Annotated in this window: 9 protein-coding genes; 2 read left to right on the top strand and 7 right to left on the bottom strand. The window is 49.3% G+C overall.

The genetic code is table 11. The features are described 5' to 3' along the window. Positions 1 to 181: 181 nt before the first annotated feature. Together IX315_RS08525 and polA are read right to left on the bottom strand one after the other, a co-directional pair. Positions 182 to 1918: a TonB-dependent receptor gene (locus IX315_RS08525; protein WP_211637330.1), complete on the bottom strand. Its 1737-nt coding sequence runs from the start codon at positions 1916 to 1918 to the stop codon at positions 182 to 184. Positions 1919 to 1920: 2 nt separating this feature from the next. Further along, positions 1921 to 4704, bottom strand: coding sequence for a DNA polymerase I (gene polA, locus IX315_RS08520; protein ID WP_211637337.1), 2784 nt, complete (start codon positions 4702 to 4704; stop codon positions 1921 to 1923). 466 nt (positions 4705 to 5170) lie between these two features. Between polA and IX315_RS08515 the strand changes: the two genes are divergently transcribed. Together IX315_RS08515 and IX315_RS08510 are read left to right on the top strand one after the other, a co-directional pair. Further along, complete coding sequence (locus tag IX315_RS08515) at positions 5171 to 6082, top strand: DUF2156 domain-containing protein (protein WP_018358655.1); 912 nt, start codon at positions 5171 to 5173, stop codon at positions 6080 to 6082. Then, positions 6069 to 6725: a GNAT family N-acetyltransferase gene (locus tag IX315_RS08510; protein WP_211637332.1), complete on the top strand. Its 657-nt coding sequence runs from the start codon at positions 6069 to 6071 to the stop codon at positions 6723 to 6725. Before IX315_RS08515 ends, IX315_RS08510 begins: the two co-directional genes overlap by 14 nt. A gap of 76 nt (positions 6726 to 6801) precedes the next feature. Here the strand turns inward: IX315_RS08510 and hutH are convergent, their stop codons facing one another. Genes hutH through IX315_RS08485 form a run of 5 tightly spaced genes read right to left on the bottom strand, consistent with a single transcriptional unit; the run spans position 6802 to position 13212 of the window. Further along, complete coding sequence (gene hutH / locus IX315_RS08505) at positions 6802 to 8334, bottom strand: histidine ammonia-lyase (RefSeq protein ID WP_425325377.1); 1533 nt, start codon at positions 8332 to 8334, stop codon at positions 6802 to 6804. A 3-nt stretch (positions 8335 to 8337) separates the two neighbouring features. Further along, positions 8338 to 8967, bottom strand: a complete 630-nt coding sequence (locus IX315_RS08500) for a cyclodeaminase/cyclohydrolase family protein (RefSeq protein ID WP_026215698.1) — start codon at positions 8965 to 8967, stop codon at positions 8338 to 8340. Between the two features lie 18 nt (positions 8968 to 8985). Beyond that, positions 8986 to 10245, bottom strand: a complete 1260-nt coding sequence (gene hutI, locus IX315_RS08495; protein ID WP_018358651.1) for an imidazolonepropionase — start codon at positions 10243 to 10245, stop codon at positions 8986 to 8988. Continuing rightward, positions 10238 to 11212 carry a glutamate formimidoyltransferase gene (ftcD, locus tag IX315_RS08490; protein ID WP_211837364.1) on the bottom strand — a complete coding sequence of 325 codons (975 nt, stop codon included), beginning with the start codon at positions 11210 to 11212 and terminating at the stop codon, positions 10238 to 10240. The genes hutI and ftcD overlap by 8 nt, the downstream gene beginning before the upstream one ends. 5 nt (positions 11213 to 11217) lie before the next feature. After that, the gene (locus IX315_RS08485; protein ID WP_211637336.1) at positions 11218 to 13212 is read right to left on the bottom strand and encodes a urocanate hydratase; all 1995 of its coding nucleotides are present in this window, start codon (positions 13210 to 13212) and stop codon (positions 11218 to 11220) included. Between the last annotated feature and the right edge of the window lie 157 nt (positions 13213 to 13369).

The following is a 13369-nucleotide window of genomic DNA, read 5'->3' as shown; positions in this document are numbered from 1 at the left end:
CATAAAGATACAAATAATTCGCCACTTTTCCTAATATAATCGCCTCTATTTTAGTCCATTAGAGCAAATATTCACCTCTGGTTTTTGTCTCTTTTCTTAGGTCGAACTCACGTTAATATAACTTGATAACGGCTCTATTAACGTTGACAAATAAGACAATCTGTAAGGGATACTCTATACCTTAGAATCTGATGGTAGTCGATAACTCTAGCAGAGAAGGCTGAGGAGAATGCGGTGCTTCACTATAAAAGACATGGGCAGTGCGGAGATAGACTTGTGCCGCCTGTACCTTATAACGCACCTGAGCCGTTGCTCGCAACCCTTTGCCCCTAAGCATCGGCACGTAATACCGCCACGGCATATAGGGCTGGTCGGCGCGTATCACACCGCCATTGGTATTGAAATATTGTAGTCCGCCTTCTATCCGCAATCCTTGGGCAAACGACCACTGTCCCCGAACGAAAGCGCCCCAAGCTGTTCGCGAGAGATTGAGCCCCGAGCGCCATACCAGTTGTTCATTGAATTGGTACTGGTGGGTTAGCCTTCCCGTAGCACGCTCACGGGCATACCTCAGGCGTGCTCTAAACACATGTTTATCATAGTTGTACTCAGCCCTTGCCGTAGTACCCCACCCCTTATCCGAATAAGACAAATAGAGCATGCCACGCCACCAGCGAGCCAACTCTCCTACCCAAGTTGCCTGAACGCCCCTCTTGCCCTGTCGGAATCCGTAAGGTGTAAAAGACTGATCACCAGAGTAGTGTCCCATGAGAGACACTCGTCCCAACCTATCAGTGTAATAGCTAATAGTGGCAAGGCTAGAGAGCCCCTCTCGTTTTGCTAAAAGGCTTTCGCCTGCTATCCTCCATCGTCTATTCTGATATTGGAAAAAGAGTGAACCGTTCTGCATTTGTTGGTGTCTATCGGGCGCCTGCATAGGTTCGAACTTAGGAGAAAGATACCGCTGAACCATCGCTGTACCGCCCACCTCCATAGCCTTGACGCGATAGCTTATCACAGCACCAACAGTAGCCCTCTGTGCCGCATGCCTTCGGGCTACTTCATCCGTTGTTCGGTGCATACCCCCGGGGTAGAGCGTAACAACCTTTGAGCCCTCCACACGAGCATCGATAGGCTCTGTGCCTCCAAACAATACGACATTGAGGGCGCCAAGGTCTATACTAGCGCCCACGCCACGAAGGAAACCGTATTCTCGGAAACTGCTATGTTGCCTAAGCACACGACGGCTAAGCATTGGTGCTTGCCCCACAATCTCTGCTCTGGAGAAGTAAGAGAGGCTCTGCCCCAAGTGTATCCCTAGCCCTGCGCTCACCCTGTAGTCGCCTGCAATCACCGACCAATGCGCAGCTTCATATCGGTAGCTGGCAGAGAGATAATCGACCCTGCGTGGCTCGCCCCTATCCTTACCTGCCAGTACGCTCCATGTATGTCGAGCCCCAAAACTACCTGCATACCGAGTACCCCATCCTATCCCACGGTATTGATCCCTACGTAACGGCAATTGTCCCTCGAACCCAGCGAATAACTCTTGCGCCAATTGCGGTCTCTCCTCCCTTTCTCCAGCGACTATAAAGGGTTCGAGCAATGGAAGCTGTTGGAGCGGAGCACCCTGTACTTCCTTAAGTTCGTAAATAGAGCGAAACCTCCCGCCTCGGCGACTACGCTCTAGCAGAAGGTTACGCACAAAGAATGTATCGAAATAGGGCAGCTCCAATAGTTCTGCCTCCGATGCGCTATTGATATCCAGAGGATGCGCAAGGCGTTCGGCGAGGAAAGAACCTAGCCATTCGGCTTCCGCCTCGTCCTCTAGCTCCTGCAATAGTAGCTCCACCGCCTCTTGCCCTTCTACCATCGGGGCAGAGAGGATAAGACAAAGTAAGAACAACCATCGCTTCATCGTCAGTGCGCTTCGAGCCAGTTCTCCCCCACACCAACATCCACAGTAAGGGGCACACGAAGCTCAGGGCAGACCCCCTCCATCTCCTCACGGATCATCGCCACAAGCCTATCCTTCTCATCGGGAGGGCAAGAGAAATTGAGTTCATCGTGTACCTGTAGCATCATCTTCGCTTTGAAGCCCTCCTTTTGGAGGCGCTTCTGAATACGAATCATAGCTACCTTAATGATATCTGCTGCCGAACCTTGGAGCGGCGCATTGATAGCATTGCGCTCCGCAAAGCCGCGCACTATACTATTCTGTGAATTGATATCCATAAGGAAACGCCTGCGCCCCATAATCGTCTCCACGTAGCCCTGCTCTTTGGCTCGCGCTACTACATCTTGCATATACTTCTGTACACCAGGGAAGGTACGGAAGTAACCCTCGATCAATTCCTTTGCCTCCCCAAAAGCAATCCCTAGGCGACTACTGAGCCCATAGGTACTGATACCATAGATGATACCGAAGTTCGCAGTCTTGGCACGGCGCCGTAGCTCAGAGGACACCTCGCTCGGCTCGGTATGATAGATACGGGCTGCCGTCATTGCATGTATATCCGTACCGCTCCTAAAGGCCTCTATCATCGCTTCATCACCAGAGAAGTGCGCCATCAATCGTAGCTCTATCTGCGAATAATCGGCAGAGACATAAAGGTCGCCCCGCTCAGGGTGTAAGCTAGTAAAGGCTCTACGTAGCTGCCTACCGTCCTCATCCCTAACCGGGATATTCTGAAGGTTGGGATCCGTACTAGAGAGTCTGCCTGTAGCAGTCGATGTCTGGTTGTACGTCGTATGTACCCGCCCTGTCTGCTTATTGATAAGCAATGGTAGTGGTTCTATATAGGTACTCACGAGCTTCCTCAGACCACGGTAGCGGAGAATCATCCCGACCACTGGGTGAAGGTGCGCAATCTTCTGTAGCTCCTCCTCTCGGGTCACATACTGTCCTGTCTTGGTCTTCTTGGGTTTCTCTACCAGCTGCATGTGGTCGAAGAGCACTTCTCCCACCTCCTTTGGTGAATTGATATTGAACTCCCGCTGCACAGCCCTATAGATCTCGTGCTCCAACTGTGCCAGTTCGGTATTGAGCTCCTCTACCGTCTCGGTGAGTCGCTTAGCATCTAGCCTTACCCCCGTCTTCTCCATCTCTAGGAGTACCTCCATCAGTGGCATCTCGAGCTTATAAAATAGATCCTCCAGACCTTCTCGCTCTAGCTCCTCTCTCAGCTTGCCATAGAGCCGAAGTGTGACATCGGCATCTTCCGAGGCATACTTATAGATAGACTGTGGAGCCAGCTGGCGCATACTCTTCTGGTTCTTCCCCTTTGCCCCTATCAACTCCTCTATCGGGATAGGGCGGTAGTTGAGGTAGCTCTCTGCCATGGCATCCATCCCATGCCGTAGCTCGGGCTGTATCAGATAGTGGGCAATCATCGTATCCCAGTAAGGACCTACGGGTTGTACCCCGAAGCGCTCTATCATCTTGAGGTCAAACTTTAGGTTCTGCCCTATCTTCAGAATATTAGGATTGGCAAATACCTCTTGGAAAACCGAGAGCTGAATCCTAGCCTCCATCGATAGCGCAGAGAGTGGCACATACCATGCCTCGCCCTCCTCTATGGCAAAGGAAATACCTACAATGCCAGCGCTCATACCATCAAGACTATCCGTCTCGGTATCAAAGGCAAACTGCTTTGCTTGGCTCAGCCGCTCCACAAGAGCATCTATATCCTTTTCCTCCTCTACTAGGTGGTACTTCGCCCCCCAAGTATCGATGGAATCGAAGCTACTCTCCACCACTTGAGTGGGCGTTGTCTTAGGCTCATCTTGGTCAAAAAGAGTACGTGCCCCGCCACTCTTTGGTGCCGCAACATTGCCTTGGAGCTTCGTCAACTTGGAGCGGAATTCTAGCTCTTCATATAGGTCTGCAAGCGCCTGCAGGTTAGTCTCCCTAGGCAACATATCTTCCAGCGCATACGTCACAGGTACATTGGCATGAATCGTTACTAGCTCCCGAGAGAGCTTTAATTGCTCACGACCTTCTATGAGATTTTCCTTCTGTTTCCCCTTCAGCTGATCGATATGCTCGTAGATACCCTCTATATCTCCATACTCACCCAACAGCTTAGCCGCAATCTTCTCTCCAATGCCCTTCACACCAGGTACATTGTCGGAGGCATCGCCCCATAAGGCTAGGAGGTCAATGACCTGAGACGTATTTTGGAGCCCATACCGCTCCGTCACCTCGCTAGGACCAAGTTCCTCAAAACCGCCCTTCAGACCAGGCTTAAGGATATGTACATTTTGGGTAACCAATTGCCCATAGTCCTTATCGGGCGTAATCATAAAGATCTTCATCTCGGGATACTTAGCCCCCACCTGTGTAGCAATGGTACCAATCACGTCATCCGCCTCATATCCCTCTACCTCATAGCGCTGGATACCAAAGGCATCGATAAGCTTCTTGATATAAGGTATCCCAAAAGAAATCCCTTCGGGGGTCTTCTCTCGCTGTGCCTTGTACGCCTCGTACATCTCACTGCGAAAAGTACCTCCTGGGGGATCAAAGACAACTGCTAGGCGGTGCCCCTCTGCACGCTTTACGATCTCCTCAAAAGTATTGAGAAATCCAAAGACGGCAGTAGTGTCTTGTCCTTTTGAATTGACCCTAGGGCTCCGCATCATTGCATAAAACCCACGGTAAATCATTGCATACGCATCTATCAGGTAGAGGTTCTTCTCCATATCTTTCTTTTCGTCTGTAATACGGTACAAGATACCAATAATCTGCCCCGCCGCCACATAGACCACCATCTTTCTCTACTTTTGGGGGCAATGCGGGAATTGCTTCAGTTGTAGGGTACATACCATAGTTATGAAAATGGCAGAATAAGGCATCACGACCCCGCTCTACCTATCTCCGAATGCTTATAAGGCGCGCACCCACAGCGGCTCGCGCAACTAGAGAAATTTATTCCTAGGAATAAATTTATTTTTCTGTACAAATAAAAATATTTATCTCTAGGAAAAGTTTTATTTATTCCTAGGAATAAATTTGGCTACTCTAGCGATTCAGAGAGCGTAGTATTATAGGTCACGGAAAGTGCTTAGGGAGCTAGCGATTTATCTACGTAACAAATACACTGGCAGGAGTATTTTAGTATCTTTGTATGTAGCGAAATAGTTTGACAGAGACAGTAAGATAAAATATATGGCTGATAAGATTGATTTTCATAGGGTGTGCTTAGAGGATAGGGATCAAATATTGGCATATCTCGAGGGGAACCCCTATTGCAATTGCGACTATTCATTTGGGAATCTGTACAACTGGGGATTTCTATACCAAACTTCTGTGGCGTTTCACAAAGGGATGATGGTGGTACGCTTTAGGAGTAAGGAGACTGGGCGCACGGCTTTCTTGACACCCATAGGAAATGGAGACCTAGGTGAGGTCCTGAGGGATATGGAAGCATCTATAGAGGATATTGATCAGCACTTAACCTTGATGGCGGTACAAGACAGTGCCTTAGAGGCTATCGTGGCTACTAAGCCTACGGATATCCATGTAATCAATAATAGGGACAATGCCGACTACCTATATGAGCGTGAAAAGCTAGAGACGCTTTCGGGAAAGAAACTCCAGTCTAAGCGCAATCACATCAATAAGTTTAAGCGTCTCTACCCAGACTACCAATACGAAGAGATCACCAAGGCAAATGCTGCCGAGTGTGCTGAGCTCTACCAAGTGTGGTACGATGAGACAGAGGACACAGAAGGGATGGATGAGGAGCGCATTATGGTTCGCCGTGCCCTTGAGAATCAGGAAGCGATAGGGCTGAGAGGTGGCTGTATTCGGGTGGATGGCAAGATTATTGCCTTTACTCTAGGGATTCAGATTAACCCCCATTGTTTCGGAGTGCATATAGAGAAGGCAAATACGGAGTACGAGGGCTCTTTTACAATCATCAACCAAGAGTTTGTACGACACCTGCCTGAGCAGTATGTCCGTGTCAATAGAGAGGAGGATCTTGGTCTGCCTGGGCTTAGGAAAGCGAAGCTCTCTTACTACCCAATGAAGATATTGGATAAGCACACGGCAGTGGTGAGGTATGAAAAGGATTAGCTATAGGAGCGACGACACTCGCAGGCACCAGGAGATAGTGGAACTGCTATGCGAGAGCTTTGGTGCCAAGTATCGGGATTATTACCTGCTACAGCTGGAGCATCTGCCCACACCTCAGCACACCAAGTTGCTTGCTGATGATGAGGGTAGACTAGTTGCCTTTACACAGATTGTGGACTACAAACTAAGGCTTAGGCGGGAAGAGACTTCTCTGAGGGCTGGATATCTCTACAGTGTATGCACTGCAGAGCGAGCCCAAGGGCAAGGTGTAATGAAGTGGTTTATGGAGGAGATGCTGGAGGAACTGAGAATGGATGGGTATGCTTTGGCATTCTTGGTGCCTGCGGAGGATTGGCTGGTGGCGTATTATAAGCGTTTCGGCTTTGTATGGCAGGGGAGCACGATCTATGAGAAAGCCCCCAAGGATGCTACACCCCTACTCTTTCCCGATCTCCTTGCTCGCAACTACCTAGAAGCGGTCAACCGTTACGAGCAAAAGCATCTCTCTCAGAAGCAGTATGAAAACCAGCAACGACTAGAGTGGATTCCTATGCTTCCTGCTCCCATCTGCTGGATGTCGCTAGCCCTCCAACTCGGCCTATCACTACCTGAACCTCTCCCCCTACTGAATCCCCTAACGTAATCTCCGACTGAATAAAATATAAAGGACACCAATGGAAATTAATCCTTGGTGTCCTTTATCTATTTATATACTAGCACTAGAAGGTGTAGCTGTAGACGAAGTCCGCGGCATCTTGCATCTGCTTGTACATCACTACGTCGTCCTGCACCATGGGAACTACCTTTCGGAAGTCGTTGTAGAGCTTCTGAAGTGGGGCAGAGGTCTTATCGGCTCCCTTGCGAAGGGCAAGAGCCTGAGCACCGTTCATCAGTTCTACTCCGAGGATTGCATAAAGGTTGTCGAGAAGTGGCAGGAGCTTAGTAGCTGCATTGGCACCCATAGAGACGTGATCCTCTTGTCCGTTACTACTTACGATGCTATCCGAAGCAGCAGAGAAGCAATACATCTTATTCTGGCTCACCATTGCAGCAGCAGCATACTGTGGAATCATAAAGCCTGAATTGAGACCTGGCTTAGCCACTAAGAACTCAGGCAGATTACGGAGTCCAAGAATAAGCTGTGCGGTACGACGCTCGGAAATATTGCCTATCTCTGCCATCGCCACTGCGAGGAAGTCGTAGACAATCGCCAAAGGCTGACCATGGAAGTTGCCACCAGATACGATCATATCCTCATCCGGGAAGATGGTAGGATTATCGGTAACGGAGTTGATTTCTGTCTCTACGACGCTGGTAACGTACTTCAAGGCATCATAAGAAGCGCCATGTACCTGAGGGATACAGCGGAATGAGTATGGGTCCTGTACCTGTGCCTTTGCTTGCTCTTGGAGCTTACTGCCTTCGAGGAGGTTACGCATGGTCTTTGCTACATAAGACTGCCCTTCGTGTGGACGTATAGTATGCAGACCAGCATAGAAAGGAGCAGAGAGACCATCGAATGCCTCAAGTGACAGCGCAGCTACATGTAGTGCTGCCTTCTGTGCCCTACGAGCAAGCATGAGAGCATAAACTCCGTGAGAGCTCATAAACTGAGTGCCATTGAGGAGTGCTAGTCCTTCTTTACTCTTGAGGGTAATGGTCTGAAGACCAGCTTTCTTATAAGCCTCAGCCGAAGCCATTCTCTCACCCTTGTAATACACTTCGCCCTCACCAATAAGAGGGAGGAAGAGCTTCGCTAGAGGGGCGAGGTCGCCCGAAGCTCCTAGAGAGCCCTTGTCGTACACGATAGGATACATCTCCTCATTAAGCATATCCACGAGGCGCTGTACGGTATCCACCTGCACGCCACTATGCCCTAGGCTAAGGGCATAAACCTTGAGGATAAGCATGAGCTTAACGATAGGCTCTGCTACCTCGTCTCCATAGCTACATGAGTGGCTCATCACGAGGTTTTCCTGAAGCTTAGTAAGGTCGTCCTGAGGGATACTGATGCTACAAAGCGAACCGAATCCTGTGGTGATACCATAGAGAGGACGATCGCTCTTCTCCACTTTCGCATCCAAGTAATCGCGACACTTCTGTATACGGGTTATCGCTTCGGGAGCAAGGGTATAGGTAACCTTCTTGCTAAAGACAACACGCTCTAGAGACTCAATCGTGAGCTTATCACGACCGATAACATACTCCATAGGTTCGCCGAGCGTATAAGGCTGATGTGTAACAACTCTCATAACTTACTGTATTGCCTTATAAGTGTGCTGGAGGATACGCTGCTCGATATCGGTGATATCCTTTTCGAGTTGCTCACAATCGGCAGTAAGCTCCTTTACGAAAGCCTCGTCCTTGAGACCTCCAAGGTTGATACGCACGTTGAGAAGGGCACCGAGAACGCCAAGACGGCAGTTCATCATAGCGATACAACCGTCGGTAATTGCGTTTTGATTACCTTTCATCACCACAGCCTCGATAAGAGGAATCAGGTCATAAGTCATCTTAGCTACCTCCATAGGTACGAGGGCAGCTACCTTAGTAGCCTCTTGTATCTTAGCACTACGTGCAGCCTTCTCTTCGTCGGTCTCCTTTGGCATCTTGAAAGCCTCGGCAACTAGATTATATGCGTCGCTATCACGGTCAATGGCATTGAGTAGGCTCTGACGGATCTCCTCCGCCTTTGTAGCCACCTCCATCATCTCGCTCTCTACCTCGGCGTACTTCTTACGACCGATAGTGAGATTGGCTACCATCTTAGCCAATGATGCGGATATAGCTCCAGCGAGTGCCGAAACACTACCGCCACCAGGTACTGGATCGCTACCAGCGGTGACATCACTAAATTGTACTAGGGTATGGTCTTTCAACATCATAATGTCTGTTCTTTTGTCTTAGAATTTATAAGTTACTCCGTTTTTAATCGTGGTATCCACTAGGTTCATGCCGAAATGGTAGCTTAGGAACTTGTAGTTGGGGTACTTCAAGATAACGGCATCGCCTGCCTTTCCTACCTCCAAGCTACCTATCTTGTCGTGCCTATTGATAGCCTTTGCTGCATTGATTGTAAGAGCCGAAAGCGTCTCCTCCACCGTCATCTTCATGTAAATAGTAGAGAGGGCTATCAGCAGAGGGATAGAGCTAGAGAAGCAACTACCTGGATTGAGATCCGAAGCTACCGCTACACAGCAACCCTCGTCTATCATCTTGCGCGCAGGCGCATAGTCATCCATCAGAGAGAACGCAGTAAGTGGCAAACATGTAGCCACCGTCTCGCTATTGGCTAGAGCGCTAATCCCTTCGTCCGATATCTTGAGCAGGTGATCGGCAGAGAGACAACCAAGTTCAGCCGCAAGGTCTGCTCCTCCGATATGAACAATCTCATCGGCATGCATCTTTACCTTGAAGCCGTGCTCCTTGGCGGCTTTGAGGAGTCTACGCGTATCATCATGCTCAAATACATTCTTCTCCGTGAAGATATCCACACACTCCGCTAGCCCCTTCTCCTTTACCAAAGGAAGCATCTCACGGATGATAAAGTCGATATACTCATGTGGGCGTCCCTTGTACTCCACAGGGGTATCATGTGCGCCCATGTAAGTACTGTAGAGCGAGATAGGATGTGTCTGCTCGAGATGACGTGTCACCTCCAGCTGGCGTAGCTCCGTCTCCTTATCCATACCGTATCCGCTCTTCGCCTCCACGGTAGTCACACCCATCTTCAACATATCATCGAGGTGCTTTATTGCCTTATCCGATAGTTGTTCAAAGGTTGCTGTTCGAGTCGCTTTGGTAGTAGAGGCAATCCCTCCACCGCGCTCCATGATGCTCATGTAGCTTTCTCCCGCCAAGCGCCATTGGAACTCATCCTCTCTAAACCCGCCAAATACTAAGTGGGTATGGGAGTCTATAAATCCAGGGAGTACGCATTGCCCTTGCGCATCAACGAACTCCATCCCCTGCTCCTTAGGACAAGGCGCTTCCGACTGCTTACCAGCATAGGTGACAATTCCCTCCTCTATCACTAGCACTGCAGGTCCTTCGATGAGGCCAATGTCGCCCATGGCGGTACCCTTCTTAGGACCTCCCGCCATGGTGACTAGCTGACCTATATTATAGAGGTATAGGCTACCCTTTTGCTTTCCGTTACGCATTAGCCTTCATTAGCTTGTACTCGAGGATCTGCTCCACAGAGAAGCCCTCAAGCTGTAGGTGCTTGGTCATCTCCTCTGCAAGCTGCTCTAGGGGATACTCGCCCTCAGCAATAGCTTCCTTACCTAGATAGTAAGCAAGAGACTGCTCTAGTGCCTCCTTAGGGACTAGACCGATAATCTCAGCGCCTACGATATTAGCACCATAGCGCTTAGCCTCCATGCGTACCATCTCGTGCGCACGGTAGATAGCAGTCCTAGTATAGTCCGTAAGGTTCATAGATACCTGGCTCTGGTGGCGCTCGGTAAGGTCTACACCCATACCCTTTACAAAGCGAAGACCTCCGCCGATAAAGCGAACACGCTTGGCAATAGCTGTAGCCACTTCAACATCGGGGTGATCAAGGTTCACATTGTAAGCCACTAGCGGCATACGTGCGCCCACAGCAACAGTACCAGCTGTGGCATGGCGCTCAGCCTTACCATAGTCAGGTGCCCACTCTGGGAGCTTAATCTTCTCTGCCATACCCTCGAACTCGCCCTTGCGAATCTTAGCTAGGTTCTGGCGCTCAGGAGATGAAGCAGAGTCCTCATATAGGAATACAGGCACGCCTATCTCCTCACCGATAATCTTACCGACCTCGTGAGATAGCTCGATAGCTTCCTCCTTAGTAACATCCTTGATAGGAATAAAAGGAATCACATCCACTGCGCCCATACGAGGGTGCTGCCCCTGATGCTTCGTGAGGTCTATCTTAGCAACAGCTACTCTTACAGCCTCCAACACTGCCTCCTTAAGGGACTGTGGCTCCCCTACAAGGGTCACTACCATACGGTTGTGATCCTCATCATTGCTGTAGTCGAGGAGTACTACCCCCTCCTTATTGCGTAGTGGTGCAAGAATCGCCTCCATTACTTCCTTGTTGCGGCCTTCGCTAAAGTTAGGCACGCACTCCATAATCTTCTTCATCCTTATTATTGTATTAAGTTATTGATAATATCGTCATCTACTAGGAAAGGCTCCGTGATATGATAGCCATCAGCATGGGTCTCATTGAAGCTCTTTACCGTACTCATTGCATTTTCGTTGCGTGCCCAAGATCTACGTGCTACACCGCCCATTACATCCCAAAGCATAGAGGAGCGGATAATCTCATCGGCTCTCTTAGAGCCATCGCACACCATGCCGAATCCACCATTGATACTCTTGCCAATACCTACACCACCACCATTGTGGAGGGCTACCAGGCTAAAGCCACGAGCGCAGTTACCAGCGAAACAATGCACAGCCATATCTGCCATCACATTACTACCATCTCGGATATTCGAGGTCTCACGGAATGGAGAGTCGGTACCGCTCACATCGTGGTGGTCGCGTCCGAGCATGATAGGTCCTACCTCGCCATTACGCACCATCTCATTGAACTTCAGAGCAATGTTCATACGGCCTAGGGCATCTTGGTACAAGATACGCGCCTGAGTACCCACTACGAGTTGGTTCTTCTCAGCATCACGAATCCAGATCCAATTATCTCTATCCTGTGCACGGCGGTTAGGATCGATACACTCCATAGCAGCATGGTCAGTCTTCAGGAGGTCCTCATGCTTACCGCTAAGGCATACCCAGCGGAATGGACCATAACCATAATCAAATAGCTCAGGTCCCATGATATCCTCCACATAGCTAGGCCAAATAAAACCATCCTTATCGTCATAGCCATTGCGGGAAATCTCGGTGATTCCAGCATCGAAGCAAGCCTTCATAAAGGCATTACCATAGTCGAAGAAGTAAGTCCCCTTAGCCACGAGCTTCTTGATAATATCGAAGTGACGACGTAGTCCTTTGTCTACCTCCTTTACGAAACCTTCACGGTCTTTGAAGAGCATCTCTGTGCGCTGCTCATAGGTAAGGCTTACTGGACAATAACCACCCTCGTATACTGCGTGGCAACTAGTCTGGTCGCTAAGGAGATCGATATGGATATCCTTCTCGTAGGCATACTCCAATAGATCCACAATATTGCCAAGGTAAGCAATACTCGTAGGTTCCTTGCTCTCGATACCCTTGCGAGCCATCTCGAAAGCCTCTTCCAGCGAATGTGCTACATGATTCACCCACCCCTGCTCGTGGCGGATAGCGATACGGCTCTTATCCACCTCAGCAACGATAGATACCGCTCCTGCAATATCGGCAGCCTTAGGCTGAGCACCACTCATACCTCCAAGACCAGAGGAGATAAATAGCTTTCCAGCAAGGTTCTCATCCTCCTTAATGCCCAACTTCTGCCTTCCAGCATTGAGGATCGTATTATATGTACCATGTACAATGCCCTGTGGGCCTATATACATCCAGCCACCAGCAGTCATCTGTCCATAGTTGGCTACACCCATCTGAGCTGCCACTTCCCAATCCTTTATATTATCGTACAGACCGACCATCATAGAATTGGTAATAATAACGCGTGGGGCACTTGGGTGACTCTTGAATAGCCCTAGCGGGTGACCACTTGCCATCACGAGGGTTTGATCCTCGGTTAGTTCCTCGAGGTACTTCTTAGTAAGTCGGTACTGCAACCAGTTTTGAAATACTTGCCCTGTCTCACCATAGGTAACCAATTCGTAAGGATAAAGGGCGATATCAAAACACAAGTTGTTATCAATCATCACCTGGAAGGCTTTACCCTCTAGGCACTTTCCTTTATACTCATCGATAGTCTTCGCCTTAAGAGTTCCTTCTGGGCGATAACGGTAAGCATATATCTTACCTCTAGTTTTTAGCTCCTCCAAAAACTCAGGTGCAAGTTCGGCATGAAGCTCTTTGGGTACATAGCGCAAGGCATTGCGGAGCGCCACCTTGGTCTGCTCCTTAGTCAAGCGATAGCCACGGTCTGGGGCACGTCTGATCCCCTTGACAAACTCTGGATACACTGGCAAAGTGCTATCCAGTACAAATTCTCTGGTCTCTTCCATTACTATAGGTAATATGTTTGAAATATTTTTTCTCTACAAAACTAATCAATATCTCCCGCACTGCAAAACAATTCTCACAGAAGGTAGTGCAAGCGAAACGATACCTATAGATTTCCTCTTGGGCGAGTACTGTACATGGCTCCGCAAACCACCAAAA

The organism is Porphyromonas levii, from assembly GCF_018206105.1.
GTDB lineage: Bacteria > Bacteroidota > Bacteroidia > Bacteroidales > Porphyromonadaceae > Porphyromonas_A > Porphyromonas_A levii.
This window is presented reverse-complemented; position numbering and strand designations above follow the sequence as displayed.